We start from the raw sequence: 25,106 nt of genomic DNA, 5'->3' as shown, positions 1-25,106 counted from the left end.
CACGCTGCCGCAGCACGCCACCGGCCGCATCCGGAACCCGGGCCGCCAAACCACTCAGTGCGCGGTCCAGCCCCCGTCCAGCGCCAGCGACGCCCCCGTCATGTACGACGCCTGCGGGGTGCACAGGAACGCCACCGCCTCGGCGACCTCCTCGGGCTCGATCAGCCGTTTGAGCGCCGAGTCCACCAGCAGGACCTCGGTCAGCACCCGTTCCTCGGGGATGCCGTGCGCCGCGGCCTGATCGGCGATCTGCCGCTCCACCAGGGGCGTGCGGACGTATCCGGGATTGACGCAGTTGCTGGTCACCCCGTGCGCGGCCCCCTCCAGCGCGGCCGTCTTCGACAGCCCCTCCAGACCGTGCTTGGCGGCGACGTACGCGGACTTGAACGGCGAGGCCCGCAGGCCGTGCACGGACGAGACGTTCACGATCCGGCCCCAGCCCTGCCGGTACATGTGCGGCAACGCCCCGCGCAGCAACCGGAAGGGCGCCTCCAGCATCACGGTCAGCACCTCGTGGAACACCTCCGGCGGGAAGTCCTCGATGGGCCGGACGAGTTGGATGCCGGCGTTGTTCACCAGCACGTCGCTGCCGGCCGCGACCCGCTCGGCGGCGTCCAGATCGGTGAGATCCAACGGGTGCGGCTCCACGGTGCCGGCGGTGCCGGCGGGCAGCCCGTCCGCCAGTGCGGTGAGCCCGGCGGCGTCCCGGTCCACCGCCCGCACGGTGGCGCCGGCCGCGGCCAGCCGGCGGGCGCAGGCCCGTCCGATACCGCTGGCGGCGCCGGTGACCAGTGCGGTCCGGCCGTGCAGGGCGAGGGACACCGGGCCCGGGGCGGCCGGCGTGCCGGGATTGCTGATCGCGGTCATCTGCGCATGATCGCAGTGGATCCGGCGCCGGAACAGTGCCGCGCAGGACGCCGCCCGGTCCGCGGCACGTCACCCGAACGGCCGCCCCGGATCGCCCCGCCGCACCCGGCCTCCTAGCGTCGAACGACGCGGGGCGCCGACCGCGCACCGCCGCCACGAGGAGGCCGCCATGCACAGGCTGATCGCCGTGCCGACCGTGCTGCTCGCCCTGGCAGCCGCCGGCTGTGCGGGCGGGGACGGCCCGGCGAACGCACCGGCCGCCTCGGCCCCGGCCCCGAACACCACCCCGGCCCCGCAGGACTCCCCCACCATCCCGGGCCAGCCGGTGAGCTGCGGCGAACTCGCCGGAGTCCTGGGGCAGGCGCACGGCGTGGCACTCTTCGCGGACCCCGGCGCCGCCGGCACGGTGGGCTGCACGGAGGCACGGACGGTGATGGCGGAGTTCTTCCGCAAGGCGCCGCCGCAGTCGGGCGGACCACCGCCGACGCTGGCCGTGCGCGGCTGGTCCTGCCAGTACGACGGCGGGCCGACCGGCACCTGGGTCACCGAGTGCCGCCGGGGCGAACGCGCGATGCACACCGAGGACACCGGGCAGGACGGCGGCCCCGGCGGTCCCCCGGACGCCTCGGAGCTGCCCGGGCTGCCCGACGAGTCCTCGCTCCCGATGGAGGAGCCGTCGACGACGGAGCTGTGACCCCGGCCGTCGTCAGCCGGCCGCCTCGGGCTCCGGCTGCGCCACGCCCTGGAACCACGTCGGTCCGGCGGCCCACGCCTTCTCGATCCGGTTCCGCGCGTAGTCGTCCAACGGCGGGAGGGCGTCCAGCGCGAACCAGCCGACCTCCAGCGACTCGTCGTCGTTGACCCTCGCCTCGCCACCCACCGCCCGACAGCGCAGCGTCACGTCCATGAACTGGCACACGTCGCCATTGGGGTAGCGGACCGGCGGCATGGTCTCGACGAGGACCACGCCCTCCGGGACGACGCGCACCGCGGTCTCCTCGTACACCTCACGGACCGCGGTCTCGGCGGGCTGCTCACCGGGGTCGGGGATGCCGCCGATCACCGACCAGCCGCCGGTGTCGGCCCGCTTGCCCAGCAGCACCCGGCCCGCCTCGTCGAACACCACCGCGCTCACCCCCGGCAGCCACAGCAGCTTCGTGCCGATGACGGTACGGAGGTCACGGATGAAGTCGGGGGTCGCCATGCACCCGACCCTACGGGACCGGCGGGAGGGCACCCCCGCACCGGACGTGCCAGGGCCCCGGGAGGCGCTCCCGGGGCCCCGCGCGGCTGCCGCCGCCGCTACGCCGTCGAGGCCGGGCGGCGCAGCCGGAGCCGCTCGCGCACGCACCGCACCGCGCCCTCGGCGTCGTCGACCGTGACGGTGAAGGTGCGCCCGTCGCCGAGCCGGAGCACCATCGCCTCGCCACGCCGGACGACGACGGCCGTGCCCTGCTCGGGCCGCCAGCGGTAGCCCCAACCGCCCCAATGGCGCGGGGTGACGCGGGGCGCGAAGTCGGCACCGACGACGGTGTCCAGGGGGATGCGGCGGCGCGGCACTCCTATGTGGCCGCACCGCACCTCCAGGGCGTCGGCGTCGACCCGTACCGCGACATGGACGAAGGCGAGGGTGCCGAAGAGCACCAGCAGACCGGCCGCGACGCAGCCGACCACCGCCATCACCAGCGGCGCCAGGCCGGAGGTCCAGGTGCTGTTGACCGCGAGGTCGATGCCCAGCGCCAGACAGGCCGCGCCCACGCCGGCCAACAGCCACTGGACGCGGTTGGAGGCCCGGCCGTGCCAGACCTCGGGAATCTCCGCATGGGAGCCACCGGCCGGGCGGACACCGGCCGGGGCGCCGTCCGTGCTGCCGTGCTCGTCGGGGGCTGCGGCCCCCTCGTGGGGGTGGTCCCTCATGAGACGCAGCGTACGCGCCTTCGCACCCAGGGGCAGTGCGCCGGAGCGCGGCGGTGCGCCGGCCGTCGGGTCAGGCGGTGTACGGCGCGGCCGGGACGGCACCGGCGAGCAGTCGGCCCTCCTCGTAGGCCAGGACCACCTCGGGCAGGGCACCCGGACGGCCGCTGAGGAGCACGCTGAGGGTCCCGGTGGGAGCGGCCGCGGGGGCCGGCTCGGCACCGACGCGGCGCAGCGCCTGGGCGGCGACCGCCTCGGCCGAGCCGTGCAGCACCAGCGGCGGATTGCCGGCCTGCTGGACGGCGGCGCGGATGCGCTCGGCGACCAGTTCGTAGTGGGTGCAGCCCAGGACGACGGCCCGGACCTCGCGCGGGGTGTGCTGCGCGGCGGCCGTCACCGCGGCCTCGATCGCGGCGTCGTCGGCCTGCTCGACCGCGTCGGCGAGGCCCGGGCAGGGCACGCCGGTGACCTCGACGCCCTGGGCGAACCGGGCGATGAGGTCCCGCTGGTACGGGCTGCCGGTGGTGGCCGGGGTGGCCCAGATGGCGACCGGGCCGCCGCCGGCCGCGGCGGGCTTGATCGCCGGAACGGTGCCGATGACCGGGATGTCCGGTTCCAGCGCGGCGCGGAGCGCGGGCAGCGCGTGCACCGAGGCGGTGTTGCAGGCGACGATCAGCGCGTCCGGTCGGTGCGCGGCGGCGGCCCGGGCCACGGCCAGGGCGTGCGCGGTGACGTCGTCGGGGGTGCGCGGGCCCCACGGCAGGCCGTCGGGGTCGGTGGAGAGCACCAGGTCCGCGTCGGGCCGCAGGCGCCGTACGGCGGCGGCCGCCGGGAGCAGGCCGGTTCCGGAGTCCATCAGCGCGATCTTCACCCGGACACTTTACTCAACAGCCCATCCCGTTTGTCATACCGGGCCGGGGGCGACCACCGGGCCGCGGGCACCGGGAGGGCGTGTCGAGCGGCGGTCCGCGGCGGGCCCGGTGGGGCAGACTGCGGCCGTGGAGGCGATGGAGTGGATCGGCGCCGGGTCGCTACTGGCCTGGCTGTGGCTGCTGCTGGGACAGGGCTTCTTCTGGCGGACCGACGTCCGGCTGCCGGACCGTCGCGACCCGGACCGCTGGCCGTCGGTGGCGGTGGTGGTGCCGGCGCGGGACGAGGCGGCGGTGTTGCCGGCGAGCCTGCCGACGCTGCTGGCGCAGAAGTACCCGGGCCGGGCGGAGGTCTTCCTGATCGACGACGGGAGCACCGACGGGACCGGCGCGCTCGCCCGCGAACTGGCCGTCGCGGGGGGCGGGCTGCCGCTGACCGTCGCCTCCCCCGGCGAGCCCGAGCCCGGCTGGACCGGGAAGCTGTGGGCGGTCCGGCACGGCATCGCGCTGGCGCGGGAGCGCACCGCACCGGAGTACCTGCTGCTGACCGACGCGGACATCGCCCACGACCCGGACAGCCTGCGGGAGTTGGTCGCCGCGGCCCGCTCCGCGGGGCTGGACCTGGTGTCCCAGATGGCCCGGCTGCGGGTGGCGACCTTCTGGGAGCGGCTGGTCGTGCCGGCCTTCGTGTACTTCTTCGGGCAGCTCTACCCGTTCCGGTGGGTCAACCGGCCGGGCGCCCGGACCACGGCGGCCGCGGGCGGGTGCGTGCTGCTGCGGCGGGAGACCGCGGAGCGGGCCGGCGTCCCGGAGGCCATCCGGCACGCGGTGATCGACGACGTGTCGTTGGCGCGGGCGGTGCGGCGGGCCGGCGGAACCGTCTGGCTGGGGCTGGCGGACCGGGTGACCAGCGTGCGCCCCTATCCGCGGCTCGCGGAACTGTGGCGGATGGTCTCCCGCAGCGCCTACGCCCAGCTGCGGCACCGGCCGCTGCTCCTGCTGGGCACGGTCCTGGGGCTCGCACTGGTCTATCTGGCGCCGCCGGCCGCCCTGTTGGCCGGGCTCGCGGGCGGTGCCCCGGTGGTGGCCGCGCTGGGCGGCGCGGCCTGGGCGGTGATGTGCGGGACGTACCTGCCGATGCTGCGGTACTACCGGCAGCCCCCGTGGGCGGCGCCGCTGCTCCCGTTCACCGCGCTGCTCTACCTCCTGATGACCGTCGACTCGGCCGTGCAGCACTACCGGGGGCGCGGCGCCGCGTGGAAGGGCCGCACCTACGGCGCGCCCTGAGCGGTCACTTGCGGGCCGGGGACCAGTTCAGGCCCCAGCCGTAGGCGTGGTCGACGGTCCGCTGGGGGCTGACGCCCGGCTCGGGGACCAGGTAGCGGGCCTCGCGCTGGACGACCAGCTCGCCGCCGGTGTTGGTGATCAGGGCCAGTGCGCAGACGGTGGCCGGCACGGTGCAGGCGTCGAGGGTGAACTCGACCGGGGCGCCGTGCTGCGGCTGGAGGGTGACGGTGGCGTCCAGGCCCTCGAAGCTGCGGGCGCCGGCGTAGATCGTCACGAAGATCAGGACACGTCGGAAGCGGGCCTGGTGGTCGAGGTTGATGGTGAGGTTCTCGCCGGTCGCGACGGCGCCGGTGCGGTCGTCGCGGTCGAGCTGGATGTACGGCGGGGCGTGCAGGTCGCCGAATGCCTGGGCGAGCGGGTGCACCACCCCGGCCGCCCCGTCGGTGAGTTCGTACAGCGCGCACAGGTCGAGGTCGAGGTCGCCGGAGGGCGGCAGCAGCGCGCCGCGGGCGCCCAGTGCCTCCATCGCCTTGCGGCCGAGCTTCTTGCCGAGGCGTTTGCCGGCGCCGCCCGCGCTCCAGTTGAGGTTGACCCGCATCACCCCGGACGTGCCGCCCTGCTTCGTCAACGAAACGGCCGGAGCGTCCTTCGTCAGGGTGACCTTCGTCAGTCGGACGGGACCGGGCGCGGGCGCCGGCGCACCGTGGCCGGCCGGGGGCGGAATTGACGCCACCGGTTGACCGGTCGGCAACGGCGGGGCGACGGACGGCACAGGGGGCACCGTCGGCGGGGCGGCCGGCGGTGGCGGAGCAGGTGCCGGGGCGGGCGCCGGCACCGACGCGGCCGGGGGCGCGTCCGCCACGCTGATGCCGAAGTCCGTGGCCAGCCCCGCGAGCCCGGTGGCGTACCCCTGCCCCACCGCACGGAACTTCCAGCCGCCCTGCCGGCGGTAGAACTCGCCGAGCACGAAGGCGGTCTCGGTGGTGGCGTCCCGGCTCTCGAACCGGGCCAGTTCGGCGCCGTCGGAGGCGGCCAGCACCCGCACGTGGAGCCCGGGCACGCCGCCGAAGGTGCCGCCGTCGGCGGAGGCGGCCAGCACCACGGAGTCGACGGCCGGCTCGACGGCGGCCAGGTCGACGTGCAGGACGTCGGTCATCGCCGCGCCGGCCGGCCGCTTGCCCTCGTGGCGCACCGCTCCGGAGGCGTGCTCCGGCTGGTTGTAGAAGACGAAGTCGGCGTCGCCGCGGACCCGTCCGGACACCAGCAGGAGCGCCGAGGCGTCCACGTCGGGCGTCCCGGGCGCCGGCCGCCAGCCGACTTCCACCCGGACCGCCGGCGCCGGAACCGGAACGTTGCCGCCCTTGAGCATCGACATCGCCGCACCTTCCTGTCGTCCCCGTCGTCGTGGAGCGTCCGCGCCCCCGTCAGCGGTGGCTGCCTCCAACCTACTTGGCCCGGAACGCCCCGAACGCCCCCTGTTCATCTTCCGGGAGCAGGCTCTTTACACGATCCCTACGGGTGATCGCGACCGATTTTCACAAGTTCGCTCACTTTGGTGACCCGGGGCCGCTCCGAACCCGTAAAACAACCCTCTTGTCAGGCTCCCCAATCGACACATCGTGGGCTTAACTTATGAGGCATGACCTCCCCCCGCTCCACTTACAGCGGCGGCTACTACGCATCGCCCTCCTTCCCGGACACCCCCATCTACGACAGCCTCGTCGCGGAGCGGGGCACCCCGCAGATCGCTCCGATCCGCGTGAACCCCTCCCCGTGGGAGACCGGTTCCTCCTCACTCCCGGCACTGCCCTCGGCACTGCCGGCGCTGCCCGCGGCGCCCTCCGCGCCGGCGGCCGGCCACGGGTATCCGGGCGCCGCGGCGCAACCAGTCGCACCGTTGCAACACGCCCCGGCGCCGTACATCCCGCAGCAGGCCGGGAACCGCGGCTACCCGCCCCCGCAGCAGCACCAGCGCCCGGCTCCGGGTGCGGGCACCGGGTACGAGGCGATGCGTCCGGCCGCCCCGGTCGCACCGCGGCCCGCCTCGCCGTTCGACGACCCGGGGTACGGCCGCCAGTACCCACGGGGGTACTGAGCCGACCGATCGAGCGGAGGTGCGAAGCGGCTGGCAGGATGGGGGCATGCCCACGCCACAGGTCCAGTCGCTGCACGTCTACCCGGTCAAGGCCCTCACGGGGTCAGGTCCCGGCGAAGCGGTGGTGGAACCGTGGGGGCTCGCCGGGGACCGGCGGTGGCTGGTGGTCGATGCCGAGGGCCGGCAGATCACCCAACGCCAGCAGCCGCGCATGACGTTGGCCCGGGCCGAGCAGCTGTCCGGCGGCGCCCTGCGGCTCACCGCACCGGGCATGCCGGCCCTGGTGGTCGAGGTTCCCGAGCCGGTGGGCACGGTTGCGGTCGAGGTCTTCAGTGACGTGGTCGAGGCGGTGCCCGCGGGCCCGGAGGCGGCCGCGTGGTGGCACGGCTTCCTGGGCGTCGCGTGCCGACTGGTGCACATGGACGCCCCGGAGAAGCGCCGCCCGGTGGACCCGGAGTACGGCGAGCCCGGCGACACGGTCAGCTTCGCCGACGGCTTCCCCCTGCTGCTGACCACCACCTCCTCGCTCACCGCCCTCAACTCCCTCATCGCCGACGGCGACCGGGCCGCCGAGGGGCCCCTGCCCATGAACCGTTTCCGGCCCAATGTGGTGATCGAGGGCACCGCGCCCTGGGCGGAGGACCACTGGCGGCGGGTGCGGATCGGCGCGGTCGAGTTCCAGGTGGCCAAGCCCAGCGGTCGCTGCGTGGTGACCACCACCGACCAGCTCACCGCCGAGCGCGGCAAGGAGCCGCTGCGGACCCTCGCCCGCCACCGACGCTTCGGTGGCGGTCTGGTGTTCGGCCAGAATCTGATCCCCCGCGGAGCCGGCACGCTCCGCATCGGCGACCCGTTCGAGATACTCGACTGACGGTCCGCGCGCGACCGCCGCCGGCTCCGTTGCGGGCCGGTCGGCGGCTGCCTACAGTGAGCGCTCAGCGCCGCCGACGGGACGGGCCGCGGGGGGAGACAGAGAGCTGCTGTGCCGATGCCTGCCAGGGACGCGTTGAGCGATCGCCTCATCCCCGTCCAACGCCTGCGCCCCGGGGACCACGCCTTCGTCGGCTACGGCGACGACGAGGTGCGCTGGGAGGCCGTCACGGCCTTCGTCCGGCTCGGGCTGGCCCGCGGCGAACAGGTGCTGGTCCTGCCGTGTCCGACGGTGCCGGAAGAAGAGGTGCTGGCCCGGATCGACTTCCCCAGCCGCAGCACCGTCCGGGCGCGCGAGCGCGGCCAGCTGCGGGTCACCAGCATGCGGGAACTGATCGCACCCGACGCCGAGTTCACCACCGACCGCCAGATGGCACGGCTGCACACGGCGGTCGACCGGGCGCGGGCCGAGGGGTACAGCGGCCTGCGGGCCTTCATCGACATGGGCTGGGTGGCCGCGCTCGGCGCCGACGTGGCCGCGGTGGCCCGCCGGGAGACCGGCGCCCACGCGCTGTTCGCCGGGCGGCCGTACACCGAGGTCTGCGCGTACGACCGCCGCCGGTTCGACCCGGCGGTGGTGACCGCCATGGAGCGGGCCCACCCGCGCGCCGTACTGGAGCGGCTGGGCGGTCTGCGGGCGGTGCCCGGGCCGGACGGGGCGGTGGCCTTCGTCGGCGAGGCGGACGCCGCCAACCGGGCCGGGTTCGTCCGGTCGCTGGAGATCGCGCTGGCCCGCACGGCGGCGACCCGCCGGCTCACCGTGGACCTGACGCGGCTGCACTTCCTGTCGGTGGGCTGCGCGGTAGGTCTGCTCACCCTGGTCCGGGGCGCCACGGGCCACGATCTGGTCGAGGTGTGCTGCGACCGCGGGCAGCACCGGACGTTGCGCCGGCTCGGCGCCGAAGCGGTGCCGCGGCTGGCGGCGAGGGAGGTGGTAGGGCCGTGCTGAACCCGGAACCGGCCGGACACGGTCAGGCGGAGGTACCGGCCGAGGAGCCCGGACGCCGGCTGCTGCAGCGGCGCTTCACCGCACGGCTGCTGCCGCAGCTGCGGCTGCTGGTCGAGGAGTGCGCCGCCCGCGAGGGACTGAACGAACCGCGGCGCGGGGAGTTCGTCCTGGCGGTGGACGAGATCGCGGGGAACGCCGTGGAGCACGCCGGCGGTTCCGGACGCCTGGTGTTGCAGCGGGTGGGCGACGAGTTGGAGTGCCGGATCAGCGACGCCGGCCCCGGCTTCAGCGAAGCGGTGATCCCGGAACTGCTGCCGGGCCTGGACGGAGCCCCGAAGGGGCGGGGGCTGTGGCTGGCGCGGCTGGTGGCGGACCGGTTCGCGGTCGCCCCCGGCACCGGCACGGCGGACCGGCGGGGCGCGGTGGTGACGGTGGCGGTCCGGCTGTCCTGACGGCGCCGCCGGGCGTTCGGGGCACGGCGCCACGCACGGCGCCGGCTCCGGCAATCGGACGCGGCGGCACGGCCGTTGGCGGACGGGCGGGGCGGCCGGGGCGGCGTTCGCGACGGGCACGCACCGGCATCCCGCGCCGTGGTGTGCACGGACGACGAGAGGGGGCACGATGCGGGCGGTCAAGGGCATCTGGCGCTGGCGGCGCAACCCGCTGCGACGCGGGACCGATCGGTGGGAAGCCTGGTTGGCGCTGGCCGCCGCCGTGCTGATCGCGGTCGGGGCGCCCGCCGCCGGCTGGTTCACCGGCCGGGCCGCGCACGGCGCGCTCCTGGAGGCCGTCCGGCTCCAGCAGCACCAGCGCCACCTGGTGTGGGCGACCGCGGACGGGCCGGCGTCCGACGTCCCCGCCGACCCCGACCCCGAGACCGCCCCGCAGCGCGACGCGCACCTGCGGGTCCTCGCCCACTGGCCGGGACCGGACGGCCGCCGGCGGAGCGGGGAGGTGACCGCGCCGCGCCCGGCGGACACCGGCGACCGGTTCCGGATCTGGGCCGACGCACAGGGCCGGGCGGTGACCCGGCCGATGGACGAGGGCACCGCGGCGGCACACGCGGTGCTGGCCGGCGGGGGCGCAGCGGCGGCGGCCGGCGCGCTGGTCGAGGGCGGTCGACGGCTGGTCGTACGGCGGCTGATGGCCCGTCGGTTCCGGCGTTGGGACGCGGCCTGGGCCCGCGCCGGGCAGGACTGGGGCCGGGCCGGCGCCGGGAGTTGAGGCGTGGCTGACCAGGCGGTGGACCGTGTCAACTGGCGCCCCCCGAGCGCGCTACGGTGGTGCATCCAGCCTCTCGGCTGGTGCCCCGCAGACCTCAAAGCGGACATCCGCGGACGGATGGCGGCCGGGGCGACATCTGCCGTACGAAGTGGGGACACGACACCGCCATGGCTCAGGGCTCGGTCCAGGTGACGCACTCCGGAACATCGCGTTGGCGGCGCCGCACGGGTGAGTACAGCTCGCTCGCCGCCGCCGTGGAAGCCGCCGGGGACGGCGACGTGCTGACCGTGCCGGCGGGGACGTACCGGGAGAACCTGGTGCTCCAGCGGGCGGTGACGCTGCGCGGTCCGGAGGGGGCGCGCGGTTCGGTGCGGATCGCGCCGGCCGACGGGGTGGCGCTGACGATACGGGCCTCGGCCACCGTCCACGACCTGCACCTGGAGGCGACCGACTCGGCGTCGCCGGCGCTGCTCGTGGAGGACGGCGCCCCCGAACTGGCCGACATCCGGGTGGTGACCCGGTCGGCGGCCGGGATCGAGGTGCGCGGCGGGGCCCGGCCGACGGTGCGGCGCTGCACGGTCGACAACGCCGGTGGGGTCGGCATCAGCGTCCTGGACGGCGCCGGCGGGCTCTTCGAGGAGTGTGAGGTGATGGCGGCCGGCCAGGCAGGGGTGGCGGTGCGCGGCGGCGCCCACCCGCGGCTGGAGAACTGCCGGATCCACCACGCCTCGGGCGCGGGGCTGTCGCTGACCGGTGACGGCACCGCGATCGAGGCGGTCGGCTGCGAGCTGTACGAGATCAAGGGCGCCGGCATCCAGATCGCGGCCCGGGCCACCGGCCACCTCACCGACTGCACGGTGCACCGCACCACGGCCGACGGCGTCACGTTGGACACCGATGCGGTGCTGACCCTCGCCGACTGCGACATCCACGACGTCCCGGAGAACGCCGTGGACCTGCGGTCCCGGTCGGTGCTGACGCTGACCCGCAGCACCGTGCGGCACTTCGGCCGGAACGGCCTGTCGGTGTGGGACCCGGGCACCCGGGTGGACGCCAACCAGTGCGAGATCCACGACAGCACCGGCGACTATCCGGCGGTGTGGGTCAGCGACGGCGCGACCGCGGTGCTGGACTCGACGCGGGTGCACGACGTCCCCGACGCGCTGTTCGTCCTGGACCGGGGTTCCCGGGCGGACGTCGTGGACTGCGACCTCGCGCAGGTCCGCAACACCGCGGTGTCGGTGAGCGACGGCGCCACCGTCCAACTCGACGACTGCCGGATCCGGGAGACCTCGACCGGTGCGTGGTTCCGCGACCACGGCAGCGGCGGCACGCTCGCCAACTGCACCATCGACGGGGCGCAGACCGGCGTCATCGTCACCAAGGGCGCCGACCCGAACATCGAGGGCTGCACGGTCAGTTCGCCGGCCGAGGCCGGCTTCTACGTCTCGGCGGAGGGCCGGGGCACCTTCCACAACTGCCGGGTCACCGGCAGTTCCGGCTTCGGCTTCCACGTGATCGACGGCTGCCGGACGACGCTGACCCGGTGCCGCACGGAGCGCTGTGCGCGCGGCGGTTACGAGTTCGCCGACGCGCACGGCACCGGCGCCGGCCCCACCGTCGAGGACTGCACCAGCGACGAGAGCCGCACCACGCAGGCGCCGACGGTGACCGCGCCGACGGTGCAGCAGGCGACCCAGACGGCCGGGCTGCTGGGCAACGTCCCGGCACCGCGCCCGGCCCCGGCCGCCGCCGAGCCCACGGAGACGCCGGAGCCCGGCCGGCCCTCCGAGGAGGTGCTGGGCGAGCTGGACACCCTCGTGGGGTTGGACAGCGTCAAGCGGGAGGTGCGCACCCTCATCAACATGATCGAGGTGGGGCGGCGCCGGCAGGAGGCCGGTCTGAAGGCCGCCTCGGCCCGCCGGCACCTGGTGTTCACCGGCTCCCCCGGCACCGGCAAGACCACGGTGGCCCGGCTCTACGGCGAGATCCTGCACTCCCTGGGGGTGCTGGAGCGCGGGCACCTGGTGGAGGTGTCGCGGGTGGACCTGGTGGGCGAGCACATCGGTTCGACGGCGATCCGCACCCAGGAGGCGTTCGACCGGGCGCGCGGCGGGGTGCTGTTCGTCGACGAGGCGTACGCCCTCTCCCCCGAGGACTCCGGGCGGGACTTCGGCAAGGAGGCCATCGACACCCTGGTGAAGCTGATGGAGGACCACCGGGACGCGGTGGTGGTGATCGTGGCCGGCTACACCGCGGAGATGGAGCGGTTCCTGGCCGTCAACCCCGGTATCTCCTCGCGCTTCTCCCGCACCATCAGGTTCGGCGACTACGCCCCGGAGGAGTTGCTGAGGATCGTCGAGCAGCAGGGCGAGGAGCACGAGTACCGCCTCGCCGACGGCGCCGGCGAGGCGCTGCTCAAGTACTTCACCACGCTGCCCAAGGGCCCGTCGTTCGGCAACGGCCGGACCGCGCGGCAGACGTTCGAGGCGATGGTCGAGCGGCACGCGGGCCGGGTCGCCGCGCTCGACGACCCGAGCACCGACGACCTGACCCTCCTCTATGCCGAGGACCTGCCCGAACTCCCCTGAGAATCGGCCTCGTTGGTGCGGCTGCCCGGGATGCCCGGCTCCAGCCGGGCGAGCAGGTCGGCGCGCACCCGGTCGAAGACCGGGTCGGCCTGGTAGTCGCCGTGGCCCAGGATCTGGGCGGGGAGCGGGTTCTGCAGGGTGCGCCCGAAGGCGAGCGGGTCGCGCAGCGGTCCCTCGTCGACGGCCCGGCCGTCCTCGCTGGTGAGCCGGATGGGGCCGCCGATCGGGTCGGTGAAGCGCCACAGGTTGCGCCAGTCGTCCATCTCGCGGTGCAGGCCGGTGAGCGCGGGCGGGCCGAAGTAGGCGGGGAACCACCGGCCGTAGAGGCGCTCCAACGGGCTGCCGTAGGTGAGCAGGGCGACCCGGCTGCGGGTGACGAGGTCCAGTTGCCAGACGGCGGCCGCGGCCAGCACGCTGCCCTGGGAGTGGCCGGAGAGCACCAACCGGCCGTCGCACTGCTCGGTCCAGGTGGCCATCCGCCAGGTCAGGTCGGGGACGGCGCGCTCGGCGTAGCAGGGCGGCGCGAAGGGGTGCGCGGCGCGCGGCCAGAAGGTGCCGACGTCCCAGAGGATGCCGATGGTGCGGCGGGCGGAATGGTCGCGGTAGGCGCGCCGGCCCATGGTGAGCAGCAGGATCACCCCGGCGCCCATCAACCAGGAGCCGAGGGCCTCGGCGGTCTCGGCGGCGGCGTGCACGAACGGCGCCGCGCCCTCGGCGGCCCGGCCGGGGGCCAGGTCGGTGACCCAGGCGCCGGCCACCGCACCGGCGCCCAGGAAGAGGGTGACGGCGGCGATGGCGGCCACCAGGACGGGGGCCGCGTCGGTGAGCCCGGCGCGGGCGATGGTGCCCGCGATGCGTTCGGTGCGCAGCACGTCGGGGCGCTCGCGCGGGTCGTAGAGACCGGGCACGTCCGCGGCGACCTGCTTGCGGACGACCAGCACCCGGATCCCGGCCAGCGCGACGACGACGGCGACCACGAGCAACAGGGCGGGCAGGACCGACGCCTGCCAGGAGAGCAGCACCGGCGGCCCGGGGATCGGCGCGTGCAGCTGACCGGGGGTCGCCGGCCCGTCGATCCAGTCCGCGAACCGCTGGGCCACGCCCCCGGACAGCACCCCGGCGACCGCGCAGGACAGCAGCGCCACGGCCGGGCCGCCCATGCCGCGCAGGGCGGTGCGGGCCTCGTCGTGGGAGGCGCGCTGGAGGAACCAGGCCGTCACCGCGAGGGCCAGCACCAGCGCGCCCTGGCAGACGGCGATCCCGCCGAACGCCGCGACCCCGGGCAGCGGGCCGGCGCTGTGGGCCGCCGGGCGCGCCCAGCCCGCGTAGCCGGCGGTGAGCGCGAACGCGGCCAGCGCGGCGTACGGCAGCGCCCGGACCGCGAACCGGTCGGACTCCTCGTCGCGGGCCGCTTCACTGCGGGCGGTGCGCCAGACGACGGCCAGGGTGACCGCGGCGAGCAGCAGCAGGAGCCCGCTCAGGGTCTGGCCGACGGCGGTGAGCGCGCCGGCGCCGGCCCGCCGGTCGGCGCGGAGGGACGCCACGAGCAGGGCGGCGGTGACGGTCAGCACGCCGGCTGTGGTGTGCGCGGCGCGCAGCCGGGCGACCAGGCGGCGGCCGTACCAGAAGCCGTCGAGACCGAGCGCGGTGCGTTCGTGGGCGGGGGTGTCGCGGGAGGCGCCGGGGCGCCGCGGTGGCGGCGAGGCGGACTCGTAGGCGCTCCAGGTGCGGTGCGAGAGCCACCACAGGAAGCCGATGACGGTCAGCGGCAGCACGCAGGCGAGGACCAGCCGGCGGCCCGGGGTGCTCCACCAGCCCCCGTCCGCGGGGTTGAGGAAGCCCAACCAGGATTTGCCGGTGACGCAGACCGGGGTGCCGGCGCACTGCCAGGCGCTGAGGTCGAGGGCGACCTCGCAGGCGGCCGCGGCCAGCAGGACGGTGAGGCTCAGGGCGAGCAGCCGCACCAGGAGGTCGTAGATCCGCTGCCCTCGGTGGTCGGGCGGGGCGGCCGGCCGCATCCAGTGCGCGAGGTTGGCGACCATGAAGGGCAGCAGGATCAGCCAGAGCGCGCGGGCGCCGTTGCCGGAGGTGAGGTTGGACCAGCAGTACGCCTCGCGGACGGGGCGGGTCCGGAAGTCCTCGGGCCGCTGCTCGGCGTCCGCGTCGTCGGTGCGGCGGTAGCAGGCGGCGGTGTCGTCTCCGGTGATCCGCTGGACGCGCGGGTCGCCGAGCATCTCCTGCGGCGTCGTGCCACCCACCCCGTGGACGAGGAGTTCCAGGGCGAGCTGCGGTTGCGGTGCGGTGGTGGTTGGCGGTGCGGTCTGCGGGCCCGGCTGCGCTGCGCGGGCGGGTGGTGGTGTGGTGGCCGCGGTCTCCACTGGCTCTCCCCCGATGTCAGTGCGGTGCGGTGCGTGGTGTGGTTCCGGGCGGGTGCGGTCGGTCGTGCGGTGCGCCCTCCTCGGAATTGTTCCCCCCTTCTGGGAGCCCGCGCACCCGGGTTGCGGTTCCCGGCGCGGCGGTTGTGCCCGGTGAACGCGGCGGTCCCGGACCGGGGCCGCTGTCGGACCCTCGTGCGAGGATGAGGGCACCAGAGATCGCAGGCGGCGCAGAGCCGGCGCAGGGACCCGGGGCGGTGAGCCGGGGCGGAAGGGACGGGCCGCGGTGGGCGACAACCAGAATCTCCTCGCGGAGCAGCGGCGGGCGCTGATCCTCGAAGAGGTCCGGCGGCGGGGCGGTGTGCGGGTCAACGAACTCACCCGCCGGCTGAACGTCTCCGACATGACGGTCCGTCGCGATCTGGACGCACTGGCCCGCCAGGGCATGGTCGAGAAGGTGCACGGCGGTGCGCTCCCGGTGAGCGAGCCCAGCACGCACGAGCCGGGCTTCGAGGTCAAGTCGGGGCTGGAGCCGGGCGCCAAGGCCGAGATCGCCAAGGCCGCGGCCGAACTGGCGGTGCCGGGCAGCGCGATCGCCCTGGCCGGCGGCACGACGGCGTACGCGCTGGCGCAGCGGCTGCTGGAGGTGCCGGAGCTGACGGTGGTGACGAATTCGGTGCGGGTGGCCGACGTGTTCTACAACGCCCAGCGGGCCGCGGCCAGCGGCGGCGACGGGCGCCCGCCGGCCGAGGCGGCGACGGTGGTGCTGACGGGCGGGATGCGTACGCCCTCGGACACCCTGGTCGGCCCGGTGGCGGACGCCGCGATCCGCTCGCTCCACTTCGACCTGCTCTTCCTCGGGGTGCACGGCATATCGGTGGAGGCGGGGCTGTCCACCCCCAATCTGGCGGAGGCGGAGACCAACCGGCACTTCGTGCGCTCCGCACGCCGGGTGGTGGTGGTCGCCGATCACACCAAGTGGGGCACGGTCGGCCTGAGTTCGTTCGCCGCACTGGACGACGTGGACGTGCTGGTGACGGATGCCGGGCTGTCCGCCGCGGCGCGGGCGGAGTTCGCCGACCGGCCTACGGAGCTGGTGGTGGCGGGCGAGCCGGTGGCCGACGCGGACGACTGATTTCGCGTCAGCTAGGGTGTCCGGCGCAGGTCAGCCCCGTCCCCTAGGAGGTGCTCGTCCCATGTCCCGACGGCTCCGCCCCGTCGAGCTCGACTTCGTCGAATCGGCCCCGCTGCGGATGGTGTTCACCGCCGAGACCGCCGCGCCGCCCCAGACCGTCTATGCCGCGCTGGCGGGCGACGTACCGGGCTGGGCCGACTGGTTCACCGGTGTGGCACGGGCGGCGCCGACCCGCGACGGCCAGGGCCGCGACGTGCTGCTGACCGGCGGCACGCACTTCGACGAGACGGTGTTGGTGAGCGACCCGGGCGGGCGCTACGCCTACCGGGTCGACAGCACCAACGCCCCCGTGCTGCGCGCCCTGGTGGAGGACTGGCGGCTGACGCCGGCCGGCACCGGGACCCGGCTGCGGTGGACGTTCGCGGCGGACGGTCCGGCGGCGTTCCGCTGGCTGATGCCGATGGCCCGGCCGGCCCTGGCGCGCTCCTTCCGCGATTCGGTGCGGGCGCTGGACCGGCGACTCACCGGCAGCTGATGCACGGGCCGGGCCCGGCTCAGGCGTCCCAGGAGCCGGTGGCCAGGAAGTGCTCGACGGTCCGGGTGTAGGGGGCGATGTCGAGCCCCTGCTCGGCCAGCCAGTCGTCGGAGTAGTACTTGTCGAGGTAGCGGTCGCCCGGGTCGCACAGCAGCGTCACCACGGACCCGGTCCGGCCCTCGGCGACCATCTCCGCGACGATCTTCAGGGCGCTCCACAGCCCGGTGCCGGTCGAGCCGCCCGCCTTGCGGCCGATCGCCCGCTCCAGTGCGCGGACCGTGGCGATGCTCGCCGCGTCCGGGACCTTCATCATCCGGTCGATCGCACCGGGCACGAAGCTCGGCTCCATGCGCGGCCGGCCGATGCCCTCGATGCGGGAGGCGGTCGCGCAGTCGGTCGCCGCGTCGCCGGTGAGCCAGCCGTCGAAGAAGCAGGAGTTCTCCGGGTCGGGGACGCAGATCCGGGTGTCGTACTGCATGTAGTGCACGTAGCGGGCGATGGTCGCGGAGGTGCCGCCGGTGCCGGCGGTGGCGACGATCCAGGTGGGCTCGGGGTAGCGCTCCAGTCGCAGCTGCTCGTAGATCGACTCGGCGATGTTGTTGTTGCCGCGCCAGTCCGTGGCTCGCTCGGCGTAGGTGAACTGGTCCATGTAGTGCCCGCCGGACTCGGCGGCGAGCCGGGCGGACACCTCGTAGACCGTCCGCGGGTCCTGGACCAGGTGGCAGGTGCCGCCGTGGAACTCGATCAGTCGGGTCTTCTCCCGGCTGGTGGTGGCCGGCATCACCGCGATGAACGGGACGCCGATCAGCGAGGCGAAGTACGCCTCGGAGACGGCCGTGGAACCGCTGGAGGACTCGATCACCGGCTTCCCCGGGCGGATCCAGCCGTTGCACAGCCCGTAGAGGAAGAGGGAGCGGGCCAGCCGGTGCTTGAGGCTGCCGGTGGGGTGCGTCGACTCGTCCTTGAGGTAGAGGTCGATGCCCCACTCCTCGGGCAACGGGAAGCGCAGCAGGTGCGTGTCGGCGGTGCGGTTGGCGTCCGCCTGGACCTTGCGGACGGCCTCTTTGAGCCAGTCCCGGTAGTCCGGATCCGAGCGGTCCACGTCGACGGTCGGCAGGACCGACGGGTGCGGCGTGCGGGCCGCGTCCTGGGGCCCAGGGTGTCCGGGCCGGCTCTGCGGCTGTTGTGCGGTGCTCACCGGCGCGCTCCTCCAGGGTGTACGGGCCCGCCCGCAAGGCCGGGCAGGTTTCGACTATAACCACCCGGCGCACGCTTCTCACCTGCATAAACAACCCTTTGAGGGCCCCCAAGGAGGGCCTGGGGGAAGGGTGTTGTGCGCCTCTGCGCCCCATACGGCACTGGTGAACGGCGCACAGTGGCGGCAAACTTCCCTAGGGGGGCGGTGGACGGCACCCGCCCACGACATCGGGAAGTGGTGACGATGGCGGAGTCGGAGTACAACGCGACCGGCGTGCGGATCGAGCGGGCGTTGCGCTCACTGACCAGAGCGGGGCAGGTGCGCATCAGCGGCGGCCGGCTGTCGCTGCTGACCAGCTACGGCACGGAGATCGACAGCGCCCCGCTCGGCGCGGTGGAGGCCCACAAACCGTTCTTCGCGGCCCGGGACCGCGCGCTCGCCGTCCTCAACGGCAACCGCTACTCACTGACCCTGGGCGCCCGCGACCGCTTCCTCAACGCGGTGGAGGCCGCGCGTCGGCCACGCGCGTGAACGCCGGGTGCGGCCGGGGTGGTGCGGTTGCGGGGGTGCACCGGCTGCACGACTCTGGACACGTATCACTGAGGGTTCACCAGCGATGACGCTGTTGGGCAGCGGGCATCGCCGGTTCCGATCTTCGCCCCTCCCCGGTACGAGGGGTGCCCGGCCTCATCAGGGAGTCGCGGTCGTGATCAGGCAGCCCAGCAGACACTGCACGGTGGAAGTCCAGGCCGTCCCGGCCCGGATCGGGCACGTGCGCAGGATCGTCTCCGCGCAGCTGCGGTACTGGCACCTCGATGCCCTGGTCGATCCGGCCGCCCTCGGGGTGACCGAACTCCTCGCCAACGTCCACCGGCACGCCCGTCCCAGCAAGCAGTGCACCGTCGAACTGTGCGTGCTGCTGGACCAGTTGACGGTCTCGGTGCACGACCTCGATCCCCGGATGCCGCGCCTGCGGGCCGCCGCCAGCTGGGAGACCTGCGGCCGAGGGTTGGCCCTGATCGCGGCGCTCAGCGAGGACTGGGGAGTGCGCCCGCACGCCCAGGGCAAGGTCGTCTGGTTCACCCTCCCCGCGCTGACGAGCGCACCGGAGGAGGCCCGGGCACTGCATCCGCACTGGGCCCCCGCCCCGGCGGAGGAGGCGGGTGCCGACCCCCGGCCCCGGAGTCGGAGCGCGCGGGTCGGCTGACCGCGGGCGCCGCGCGTCAGGCCGGGCCGGCCTTGCGGCCGCCGCCGAAGTGCTCCTCCAGCACGGACAGCCGGCGCCAGTACTCCTCCTCGTCGATCTCGCCGGCGGCGAACCGGCGACCGAGGACGGCGATCGGGGTCGGGGCGTCACCGCCGGCCGCGGGCCGGGCACCGGGCCACGGGCCGCGGAAGGACCGACCGGGGCCGCCGTGCCGCCACACGGTGCGGCGCAGCAGGGTCACCACGCCGGCGACCACCGCGGCCCAGACGAGCGGGACGAACAGGATCCAGGGGCCCGGGCCGCCGCCGGACCAGTGTGCTGCCAGTGCGTTCATGGGGGTCCACTCCTTGATGGGACGTGCCGGGTGCCGGCCGCCCGTGGACCGGGTGGCGGCGCGCCGACTGCCTGCCTTCGAGACTCCTCGGCGCGGGCCCGCGCGTCGTCGTACGCCCGGCGGCACTCCCCGTACGCCGGCGGAGGTACGCCCACCGGGGCAGGAGGTACGCGAGTCCCGCCGTCCCCGGCCCCGCTCTTGATCTTTGTAACTACTGGTATGTACAGTCACGGCATGGGCAGCAACCAGGACGACGGCACGGCGGTCGGCACCGCCCCGTCCAGCACGCAGGAACGGCTCGTGACCAGCACCCAGGAACTCCTGTGGGAGCGCGGCTACGTCGGCACCAGCCCCAAGGCGATCCTGCAGCGCGCAGGGGTGGGCCAGGGCAGCATGTACCACCACTTCACCGGCAAGTCCGACCTCGCGCTGGCGGCGATCCGGCGCACCGCCGAGGACATGCGCACGACGACCGACGCGATCCTCACCGCCCCGGGCACGGCGTACGACCGGGTGGCGGCCTACCTCCTGCGGGAGCGGCAGGTGCTGCGCGGCTGCCCGATCGGGCGGATGACGCAGGACCGCGACGTGGTGCAGGACCCCGCGCTGCGGGCCCCGTTGGACGCGATGTTCGACTGGCTCCGGCGCCGGATCACCGAGGTCCTCGCCGAGGGCCAACGCCGCGGTGAACTGGCCGCCGGCCTCGACCCGGCGGCCACCGCGGCGAGCGTCGCCGCCGTCGTCCAGGGCGGCTACGTACTGGCCCGGGCCGCCGAGGACCCCGCGCCGTTCGACGCCGCGGTTCACGGCCTGCTGGCCCTCTTGGCCACGCACGCCACACCACCCCCGCCCGTCACCCCCTGACGCATCCGCCCCGCCCCCTCCCCCTACGGAGCCCCATGCACGCCATGCAATACCGCGTCACGCTGCCCGCCGACTACGACATGGAGGTCATCCGCCACCGCGTGCGGACCAAGGGCCACCTGCTGGACGACTTCACGGGCCTCGGCCTGAAGGCGTACGGCATCCGGGAGCGCGGCACCGACGGCTCCCCGGTCAACCAGTACGCCCCGTTCTACCTCTGGGCCGACCAGGAGGGCATGAACCGCTTCCTGACCGGCGACGGGTTCCGCGGCGTGGTCCGCGACTTCGGGCGGCCGACGGTCCGCACCTGGCAGGGCCTGTACCACCGCCCGGGGCCCGCCGCCGACCGCGTCCCCGACTCCTTCACCCAGCGGACCGTGCCGCTCCCGGAAGGCGTCGACGTGGCGACCGCCGTGGAGGACGCGCTCGCCGAGCACGCGAAGTTGGCGACCGCGGACGGCGTGCACACCACGGCCCTCGGCCTGGACCCCCGCGGCTGGGAGCTGGTGCACTTCACCCTCTGGGCCGACCCCGTCCCCGAGTCCGCGGGCGGGGCGCGCTTCCGCGTGCTGCACCTGTCCGCGCCGGGCACCGACCGGCTCGGCGTCGGGCGGCAGTGGTGACCACGACGCCCGCCACCGCCCCCGGCCACCGCACCGAGCCGTCCGCCGGCCCCACCGTCCGCACCGTCCTCGGGGACCTCGCCCCCGAGCGGCTCGGCGTCTGCGACGCGCACGACCACCTGTTCTTCGCCAGCCCCCAGCTACCCGGCCAGGAACTGGCCGACCCGGAGGCGGCCGCCGCCGAGTTGCGCGCGTTCCGGGCGGCCGGCGGCGCCGCGATGATCCAGTGGACGCCGCACGGCATGGGCCGGCGGGCGACCGAACTGCCGCGCCTGGCCCGGGAGTCGGGCGTGACCGTCGTGGCCGCGACCGGACTCCACCAAACGGCGCACTACGCCCCGGAGTTCCTGGCCGGGCTGACGGATCCGGCCGCGCTCTTCGTCGCCGAACTGACCGAAGGCATCGGCCCCGACCACGACGACGCCCCGCACGCCCGCCCCAGGGCCGGAATGATCAAGGTGGCCGGCGGCTTCCACGGCCTGGACCGGCACACCCGGCGCACCATGACGGCCGCCGCCGAGGCCCACCGGGCGACCGGCGCGACCATCGGCATCCACCTGGAGCTGGGCACCGGGGCCCTGGACGTCCTCGACCTGCTGTGCGGCGCGTTGGGCGTTCCGCCCCACCGGGTGATCCTCGGCCACCTCAACCGTTCCCCCGACTCCGCGGTGCACCGGATGGCCGCCGAGGCCGGCGCGTACCTCGCCTTCGACGGCCCGTCGCGCGCCAACCACGCCACGGACTGGCGGCTGCCGGACGCGGTGGCGGCCCTCTGCGACGCCGGGTTCGCCGACCGGATCCTGCTCGGCGGCGACACCACGACGGCCGGCGCCCGGTCGGTGAACGGCGGCCCCGGCATGCCGTACCTGCTGCGCCGGCTCCGCCCGCGACTGGAACTCGCCGTGGGCGCCGAGGCGGTGGCGGGGATGCTGCGCGCCAATCCGGCCCGGGCGTTCGCGGCGGACTGGCCGTGACCACGCGGCCCCGGCCACCCGCGGGGAGATCCCGCCGGGGGCCGGGACCGGCGTCAGCGCATGCGCCGCCGGCTCGGCGCCGGCCGGTCCGCCGACGCGGCGGCCGACCGGGACCTCGGCACCGCCCCGCCGTACAGCATCAGCAGCGTGCCGGTGGCGAAGACCACCAGGAACAGCGCGATCGAGCCGATGGCCATCAGCACCGCGGGGGCCTGGAGCACCTGGTTGGCCAGCGCCAGGACCACCGCCGGCACACTGCTTCCCGCGGACAACAACAGCATGGCGATGCCGATCGCGGACGGCGACATCGATTGGGCCTCGTCGGTGGCGACCTCCATCTTGGCGGGGCCGAGTTCCCACCTGAAGGTCAGCCCGGTGCTCTCCTTGAGGACGGCCGCGTCCGCCCGGTTGCTGGGTTCTTCCAGGCTGAGGTCGAGGTCCGTGGCGCCCATGTCCCGCCCTTCCCCCCTCAGCCGCCCTCGCTCTTCTAAACCGCTCACGCCCCGACGCTAGCGATCAGCAGCGAGGCACATCAACGTGACGTTCCGTGCTCTTACGTGACTGTTACTCATCCCCCACGCGCCGGCGACGGTGCAGCACGACGTCCCTACGCAACGCACGCCTCATGCAGCCATGATGCGCGTACCGTACATACGATTGCTTGACAGCGTATGTACGACCGGGCATCGTGGAGGCGTTGGGGCCTGGCCGGGTCAGGCCGCGGACGGTTCGGACGAAGGGGAAGCCGTTACATGTCCACCTTGCCCAAGGGAGCCGCTGCCCAGGAGTGGCAGAACACCGGCCCGACCCGCATCACCGTCAACCTCGCCCCGAAGGCGGCCGCCGCACTCGATCAGGCCGTCAAACTCACCGGCGACACCAAGACGGACACCATCAACCGCGCCCTCCAGATCTACGCCTACCTGGAGCGCGTGACCCAGGACGGCGGCGCCCTGTACACCAGGCCGGCCGACGGCGACGAACTCGAACGCCTCCACTTCGTCTGACCGGCCCCCGCGCACAGGAAGCACCCGACGGCGACGGGCGTGGCGCGCGGCGCCGACCACCGGCCCGACCGCCGAGAGCGGCGGACGCTAGGGGTGGTAGAGGGTCCGGGCGCGCGTCAGATCGGCCGGGCCGTGCGCACCGAGGTCGAGGAAGTGGTCCACCTGCCACGCCTGTGCGCTGCGAGCCTGCCGGTTGGTCGTCGTCACCCACGGCGGATAGACACGGAACCCGCGCTTCCCGCCGGAGCCGTTGCGGGAGACGACGTCCCGTCCGCACAACACCTCGCGCGGGAACACGAACTGACCGAAGCCGTCGTCGTCCCGGCAGCTGATGACGAACAGGTCCACCCCGTCCTCGACGTCGAAGGGCCGGATCGGCCCCTGCGCGGACCGCTGCCACACGGTGACGAACTGCCCGACCTTCGTCGGCGTGGTCTTCGCGACCCGGAACCGAACCGCCTGCCCGTCCAACGTGAACGCACAGGCCGCGTATGCGGCACCCTCCGGTTCGGGCACCGGCAGCGAGCAGGCGAACCCGCCCCGGTCGTACACCGCGTCCTTCACCGTCAAAAGGTCCCCGTGCAGCCCCGTCCACGGCTGATCCGTCACCATGCCGCCATCCTGCCACCGCCCCTCCACGCAGCCCCCGCTCCCCTCTCCACGCCCCGCACCACCCCACCGACCGCAACCACCTACCCAGCCCTTCCCACCCCCCAACGGGAGGTGGCGGGCCGGAGGGGGTGGTGTGCAGGACGTAAAGCGCAGCAGTCCTGCACACCACCCCCGCAGGCCCGTCACCGCACCCAACAAGCCCCGCGCAGCGGACAACGCCCGCGCCGCCAGGCGCAAACAGCAACCCCCACGGCGGGACCGCCGACAACGTGGGAAGAGACCCGCTAAAGCACCACCAGCGGATCATCCAACACCGGCTGCCACGCCAACTCCGCCGCCCCCACCAGGCTGTTGTGGTCCAGGCTGCACGCGAGGATCGGCACCCCGCCGCTGCGTCCCCAGAGGCTGCGGTCGGCGACGACCGCGCGGAGTCGTTCGGGGTCGGCCTCCAGGAGGGCGCGGTGCAGGCCACCGAGGATGATGCGGTCCGGGTTGAGGATGTTGACCAGGCCGGCGAGGCCCAGGCCGAGCCGGTCGATGAGGAGGTCGGCGGCGGTGCGCACGCCGGGGTCCGTGTAGGCGGTGCGGAGCAGTTCGCCGGCCTGGTGGAGCAGGGAGAACTCCGGTCCCGGTTCGCGGCCGGCGGCGACGAGGAAGGCGAGCGGATCGGCTTCGACGTCCAGGCAGCCGCGGCTGCCGCAGTGGCAGGGCGCGCCCTCGGGGTTGACGGTGAGGTGGCCGACTTCCAGGGCGAGGCCGGAACTTCCGCTGTGCAGGCGGCCGTCGAGCACCAGCGCCCCGCCGACGCCGCGGTGTCCGGAGGCGACGCACAGCAGGTGGCGGGCGCCGCGGCCGGCGCCGTGCCGGTGTTCGGCGAGCGCCCCGAGGTTGACGTCGTTGCCGGTGAAGCCGATTTTCTCGGTGACGCCGGGGATGCCGGCGTCGGCCAGGGCGCGCAGGAAGAGTTCGCGGACCGGGGCGCCGGAGGGCCAGGCGAGGTGGAGCGGGTTGAGCGCCTCGCCGTCGGGTTCGGCGACCGCGGAGGGCACCGCGAGGCCCGCGCCGAGGCAGCGCCGCCCGGTGTCGCGCAGCAGGGCCGCGCCGGCCTCGACGACCTCGGCGAGGACGTGCGCGGGGTCCGCGGGGATGATGCCGCAGCTGGGGGTGGTGGCGACGATCCGGCCGCCGAGGCCGACCAGGGCGGCGCGGTACCCGTCGGCGTGGATCTGTGCGGCGAGCACGACCGGGCCGCCGTCGTTGAGGGACAACCGGTGGGAGGGCCGCCCCTGGGAGCCCGCGGAGGCGTGCGGCCGGGAGTCGACGGTGATCAGGCCGAGCGCTTCGAGCTCGGCGGCCACCGCCCCCGCGGTCGCACGGGTCACGCCGAGTTCGGTGGTCAGCACGGCACGGGTGGGCGCGCGTCCGGTGTGTACGAGCTCCAGTGCGGGTCCGAGGGCGCTGCGGCCCCGCTCCAGCCTGGTTGTCCGAGTCTGGGTCACCCTTCTATTCTGGCTTT

27 protein-coding genes are annotated in these 25,106 nt (G+C 74.7%); 16 read left to right on the top strand and 11 right to left on the bottom strand.

The features are described from left to right. Window positions 1–54 precede the first annotated feature (54 nt). Window positions 55–867: a 3-hydroxybutyrate dehydrogenase gene (locus ACLJT4_RS28950; RefSeq protein ID WP_037636984.1), complete on the bottom strand. Its 813-nt coding sequence runs from the start codon at window positions 865–867 to the stop codon at window positions 55–57. Window positions 868–1,036: 169 nt separating this feature from the next. Between ACLJT4_RS28950 and ACLJT4_RS28945 the strand changes: the two genes are divergently transcribed. Then, entirely contained in the window at window positions 1,037–1,561 is a 525-nt protein-coding gene (locus ACLJT4_RS28945) for a hypothetical protein (RefSeq protein ID WP_020931233.1), read from the top strand. A 12-nt stretch (window positions 1,562–1,573) separates the two neighbouring features. Here the strand turns inward: ACLJT4_RS28945 and ACLJT4_RS28940 are convergent, their stop codons facing one another. The 3 genes from ACLJT4_RS28940 to ACLJT4_RS28930 all read right to left on the bottom strand — a co-directional run bounded on the left by ACLJT4_RS28940 (window position 1,574) and on the right by ACLJT4_RS28930 (window position 3,652). Further along, window positions 1,574–2,071, bottom strand: a complete 498-nt coding sequence (locus ACLJT4_RS28940; protein WP_411126665.1) for an NUDIX hydrolase — start codon at window positions 2,069–2,071, stop codon at window positions 1,574–1,576. A gap of 98 nt (window positions 2,072–2,169) precedes the next feature. After that, window positions 2,170–2,784, bottom strand: a complete 615-nt coding sequence (locus tag ACLJT4_RS28935) for a hypothetical protein (protein WP_411126663.1) — start codon at window positions 2,782–2,784, stop codon at window positions 2,170–2,172. Between the two features lie 70 nt (window positions 2,785–2,854). Continuing rightward, window positions 2,855–3,652, bottom strand: a complete 798-nt coding sequence (locus ACLJT4_RS28930; RefSeq protein WP_411126661.1) for a glutamate racemase — start codon at window positions 3,650–3,652, stop codon at window positions 2,855–2,857. Window positions 3,653–3,788: 136 nt separating this feature from the next. Between ACLJT4_RS28930 and ACLJT4_RS28925 the strand changes: the two genes are divergently transcribed. Further along, complete coding sequence (locus ACLJT4_RS28925; protein WP_411126857.1) at window positions 3,789–4,937, top strand: glycosyltransferase; 1,149 nt, start codon at window positions 3,789–3,791, stop codon at window positions 4,935–4,937. Window positions 4,938–4,941: 4 nt separating this feature from the next. On the opposite strand, the gene ACLJT4_RS28920 is transcribed toward ACLJT4_RS28925, so the two are convergent. After that, window positions 4,942–6,312 carry a TerD family protein gene (locus tag ACLJT4_RS28920; RefSeq protein ID WP_411126659.1) on the bottom strand — a complete coding sequence of 457 codons (1,371 nt, stop codon included), beginning with the start codon at window positions 6,310–6,312 and terminating at the stop codon, window positions 4,942–4,944. A 264-nt stretch (window positions 6,313–6,576) separates the two neighbouring features. Between ACLJT4_RS28920 and ACLJT4_RS28915 the strand changes: the two genes are divergently transcribed. From ACLJT4_RS28915 to ACLJT4_RS28890, 6 genes are all read left to right on the top strand, one after another. Continuing rightward, entirely contained in the window at window positions 6,577–7,032 is a 456-nt protein-coding gene (locus ACLJT4_RS28915) for a DUF6643 family protein (RefSeq protein WP_411126657.1), read from the top strand. A gap of 46 nt (window positions 7,033–7,078) precedes the next feature. Continuing rightward, window positions 7,079–7,903: an MOSC domain-containing protein gene (locus ACLJT4_RS28910; RefSeq protein ID WP_411126655.1), complete on the top strand. Its 825-nt coding sequence runs from the start codon at window positions 7,079–7,081 to the stop codon at window positions 7,901–7,903. A 117-nt stretch (window positions 7,904–8,020) separates the two neighbouring features. Beyond that, a complete protein-coding gene (locus ACLJT4_RS28905; protein WP_411126653.1) occupies window positions 8,021–8,911 on the top strand; it encodes an MEDS domain-containing protein in 891 nt (296 codons plus the stop codon). After that, window positions 8,905–9,363 carry an ATP-binding protein gene (locus ACLJT4_RS28900; protein ID WP_020931230.1) on the top strand — a complete coding sequence of 153 codons (459 nt, stop codon included), beginning with the start codon at window positions 8,905–8,907 and terminating at the stop codon, window positions 9,361–9,363. Before ACLJT4_RS28905 ends, ACLJT4_RS28900 begins: the two co-directional genes overlap by 7 nt. A 169-nt stretch (window positions 9,364–9,532) precedes the next feature. After that, window positions 9,533–10,135: a hypothetical protein gene (locus ACLJT4_RS28895; RefSeq protein WP_411126651.1), complete on the top strand. Its 603-nt coding sequence runs from the start codon at window positions 9,533–9,535 to the stop codon at window positions 10,133–10,135. A gap of 167 nt (window positions 10,136–10,302) precedes the next feature. Further along, window positions 10,303–12,726, top strand: a complete 2,424-nt coding sequence (locus ACLJT4_RS28890; protein ID WP_411126649.1) for a right-handed parallel beta-helix repeat-containing protein — start codon at window positions 10,303–10,305, stop codon at window positions 12,724–12,726. On the opposite strand, the gene ACLJT4_RS28885 is transcribed toward ACLJT4_RS28890, so the two are convergent. Next, window positions 12,696–15,104, bottom strand: coding sequence for a hypothetical protein (locus ACLJT4_RS28885; RefSeq protein WP_411126647.1), 2,409 nt, complete (start codon window positions 15,102–15,104; stop codon window positions 12,696–12,698). The genes ACLJT4_RS28890 and ACLJT4_RS28885 overlap by 31 nt on opposite strands. A 283-nt stretch (window positions 15,105–15,387) precedes the next feature. Between ACLJT4_RS28885 and ACLJT4_RS28880 the strand changes: the two genes are divergently transcribed. Continuing rightward, window positions 15,388–16,236, top strand: coding sequence for a DeoR/GlpR family DNA-binding transcription regulator (locus ACLJT4_RS28880; RefSeq protein ID WP_411126645.1), 849 nt, complete (start codon window positions 15,388–15,390; stop codon window positions 16,234–16,236). A 61-nt stretch (window positions 16,237–16,297) separates the two neighbouring features. After that, window positions 16,298–16,771 carry an SRPBCC family protein gene (locus tag ACLJT4_RS28875; protein ID WP_411126643.1) on the top strand — a complete coding sequence of 158 codons (474 nt, stop codon included), beginning with the start codon at window positions 16,298–16,300 and terminating at the stop codon, window positions 16,769–16,771. Window positions 16,772–16,790: 19 nt separating this feature from the next. On the opposite strand, the gene ACLJT4_RS28870 is transcribed toward ACLJT4_RS28875, so the two are convergent. Continuing rightward, window positions 16,791–17,888 carry a PLP-dependent cysteine synthase family protein gene (locus ACLJT4_RS28870; protein ID WP_233659692.1) on the bottom strand — a complete coding sequence of 366 codons (1,098 nt, stop codon included), beginning with the start codon at window positions 17,886–17,888 and terminating at the stop codon, window positions 16,791–16,793. A gap of 324 nt (window positions 17,889–18,212) precedes the next feature. Here ACLJT4_RS28870 and ACLJT4_RS28865 point away from each other — a divergent pair, with 324 nt between their 5' ends. Further along, window positions 18,213–18,500, top strand: coding sequence for a hypothetical protein (locus ACLJT4_RS28865; protein ID WP_020963768.1), 288 nt, complete (start codon window positions 18,213–18,215; stop codon window positions 18,498–18,500). A gap of 175 nt (window positions 18,501–18,675) precedes the next feature. Then, complete coding sequence (locus ACLJT4_RS28860; protein WP_411126641.1) at window positions 18,676–19,176, top strand: ATP-binding protein; 501 nt, start codon at window positions 18,676–18,678, stop codon at window positions 19,174–19,176. Between the two features lie 16 nt (window positions 19,177–19,192). Here ACLJT4_RS28860 and ACLJT4_RS28855 read toward each other — a convergent pair whose 3' ends face one another. Continuing rightward, the gene (locus tag ACLJT4_RS28855) at window positions 19,193–19,510 is read right to left on the bottom strand and encodes an SHOCT domain-containing protein (RefSeq protein WP_411126639.1); all 318 of its coding nucleotides are present in this window, start codon (window positions 19,508–19,510) and stop codon (window positions 19,193–19,195) included. Between the two features lie 234 nt (window positions 19,511–19,744). Here ACLJT4_RS28855 and ACLJT4_RS28850 point away from each other — a divergent pair, with 234 nt between their 5' ends. Genes ACLJT4_RS28850 through ACLJT4_RS28840 form a run of 3 tightly spaced genes read left to right on the top strand, consistent with a single transcriptional unit; the run spans window position 19,745 to window position 21,971 of the window. Beyond that, a complete protein-coding gene (locus tag ACLJT4_RS28850; RefSeq protein WP_411126637.1) occupies window positions 19,745–20,374 on the top strand; it encodes a TetR/AcrR family transcriptional regulator in 630 nt (209 codons plus the stop codon). Window positions 20,375–20,409: 35 nt separating this feature from the next. After that, window positions 20,410–20,997: a DUF4865 family protein gene (locus ACLJT4_RS28845; RefSeq protein WP_411126635.1), complete on the top strand. Its 588-nt coding sequence runs from the start codon at window positions 20,410–20,412 to the stop codon at window positions 20,995–20,997. Next, complete coding sequence (locus ACLJT4_RS28840; protein ID WP_411126633.1) at window positions 20,994–21,971, top strand: phosphotriesterase; 978 nt, start codon at window positions 20,994–20,996, stop codon at window positions 21,969–21,971. Before ACLJT4_RS28845 ends, ACLJT4_RS28840 begins: the two co-directional genes overlap by 4 nt. Before the next feature lie 53 nt (window positions 21,972–22,024). Here the strand turns inward: ACLJT4_RS28840 and ACLJT4_RS28835 are convergent, their stop codons facing one another. Next, window positions 22,025–22,423 (bottom strand): hypothetical protein, encoded by a 399-nt coding sequence (locus ACLJT4_RS28835; protein ID WP_411126631.1) that lies wholly within the window; start codon window positions 22,421–22,423, stop codon window positions 22,025–22,027. 300 nt (window positions 22,424–22,723) lie between these two features. On the opposite strand from ACLJT4_RS28835, the gene ACLJT4_RS28830 reads away from it, so the two are divergent. After that, window positions 22,724–22,978, top strand: a complete 255-nt coding sequence (locus ACLJT4_RS28830; protein ID WP_016575911.1) for a hypothetical protein — start codon at window positions 22,724–22,726, stop codon at window positions 22,976–22,978. A gap of 87 nt (window positions 22,979–23,065) precedes the next feature. Here ACLJT4_RS28830 and ACLJT4_RS28825 read toward each other — a convergent pair whose 3' ends face one another. Together ACLJT4_RS28825 and ACLJT4_RS28820 are read right to left on the bottom strand one after the other, a co-directional pair. After that, the gene (locus ACLJT4_RS28825) at window positions 23,066–23,590 is read right to left on the bottom strand and encodes a MepB family protein (RefSeq protein WP_375926487.1); all 525 of its coding nucleotides are present in this window, start codon (window positions 23,588–23,590) and stop codon (window positions 23,066–23,068) included. Window positions 23,591–23,874: 284 nt separating this feature from the next. Then, window positions 23,875–25,089, bottom strand: a complete 1,215-nt coding sequence (locus tag ACLJT4_RS28820; protein ID WP_275465624.1) for an ROK family protein — start codon at window positions 25,087–25,089, stop codon at window positions 23,875–23,877. Between the last annotated feature and the right edge of the window lie 17 nt (window positions 25,090–25,106).

Source organism: Streptomyces sp. x-19, from assembly GCF_046549115.1.
Taxonomy (GTDB): domain Bacteria; phylum Actinomycetota; class Actinomycetes; order Streptomycetales; family Streptomycetaceae; genus Streptomyces; species Streptomyces albulus_C.
The sequence above is the reverse complement of the archived record's forward strand: the minus strand, read 5'-3'. Positions and strand labels throughout refer to the sequence as shown.

What these genes read in the sequence shown, in the direction of transcription:
- ACLJT4_RS28845 (WP_411126635.1), top strand. Translation starts at nt 20,410, where the DNA reads ATGCACGCCATGCAATACCGCGTCACGCTGCCCGCCGACTACGACATG.
- ACLJT4_RS28825 (WP_375926487.1), bottom strand. Translation starts at nt 23,590, where the DNA reads ATGGTGACGGATCAGCCGTGGACGGGGCTGCACGGGGACCTTTTGACG.
- ACLJT4_RS28915 (WP_411126657.1), top strand. Translation starts at nt 6,577, where the DNA reads ATGACCTCCCCCCGCTCCACTTACAGCGGCGGCTACTACGCATCGCCC.
- ACLJT4_RS28865 (WP_020963768.1), top strand. Translation starts at nt 18,213, where the DNA reads ATGGCGGAGTCGGAGTACAACGCGACCGGCGTGCGGATCGAGCGGGCG.
- ACLJT4_RS28950 (WP_037636984.1), bottom strand. Translation starts at nt 867, where the DNA reads ATGACCGCGATCAGCAATCCCGGCACGCCGGCCGCCCCGGGCCCGGTG.
- ACLJT4_RS28935 (WP_411126663.1), bottom strand. Translation starts at nt 2,784, where the DNA reads ATGAGGGACCACCCCCACGAGGGGGCCGCAGCCCCCGACGAGCACGGC.
- ACLJT4_RS28910 (WP_411126655.1), top strand. Translation starts at nt 7,079, where the DNA reads ATGCCCACGCCACAGGTCCAGTCGCTGCACGTCTACCCGGTCAAGGCC.
- ACLJT4_RS28905 (WP_411126653.1), top strand. Translation starts at nt 8,021, where the DNA reads ATGCCTGCCAGGGACGCGTTGAGCGATCGCCTCATCCCCGTCCAACGC.
- ACLJT4_RS28855 (WP_411126639.1), bottom strand. Translation starts at nt 19,510, where the DNA reads ATGAACGCACTGGCAGCACACTGGTCCGGCGGCGGCCCGGGCCCCTGG.
- ACLJT4_RS28925 (WP_411126857.1), top strand. Translation starts at nt 3,789, where the DNA reads ATGGAGTGGATCGGCGCCGGGTCGCTACTGGCCTGGCTGTGGCTGCTG.
- ACLJT4_RS28830 (WP_016575911.1), top strand. Translation starts at nt 22,724, where the DNA reads ATGTCCACCTTGCCCAAGGGAGCCGCTGCCCAGGAGTGGCAGAACACC.
- ACLJT4_RS28895 (WP_411126651.1), top strand. Translation starts at nt 9,533, where the DNA reads ATGCGGGCGGTCAAGGGCATCTGGCGCTGGCGGCGCAACCCGCTGCGA.
- ACLJT4_RS28850 (WP_411126637.1), top strand. Translation starts at nt 19,745, where the DNA reads ATGGGCAGCAACCAGGACGACGGCACGGCGGTCGGCACCGCCCCGTCC.
- ACLJT4_RS28940 (WP_411126665.1), bottom strand. Translation starts at nt 2,071, where the DNA reads ATGGCGACCCCCGACTTCATCCGTGACCTCCGTACCGTCATCGGCACG.
- ACLJT4_RS28945 (WP_020931233.1), top strand. Translation starts at nt 1,037, where the DNA reads ATGCACAGGCTGATCGCCGTGCCGACCGTGCTGCTCGCCCTGGCAGCC.
- ACLJT4_RS28875 (WP_411126643.1), top strand. Translation starts at nt 16,298, where the DNA reads ATGTCCCGACGGCTCCGCCCCGTCGAGCTCGACTTCGTCGAATCGGCC.
- ACLJT4_RS28835 (WP_411126631.1), bottom strand. Translation starts at nt 22,423, where the DNA reads ATGGGCGCCACGGACCTCGACCTCAGCCTGGAAGAACCCAGCAACCGG.
- ACLJT4_RS28890 (WP_411126649.1), top strand. Translation starts at nt 10,303, where the DNA reads ATGGCTCAGGGCTCGGTCCAGGTGACGCACTCCGGAACATCGCGTTGG.
- ACLJT4_RS28920 (WP_411126659.1), bottom strand. Translation starts at nt 6,312, where the DNA reads ATGTCGATGCTCAAGGGCGGCAACGTTCCGGTTCCGGCGCCGGCGGTC.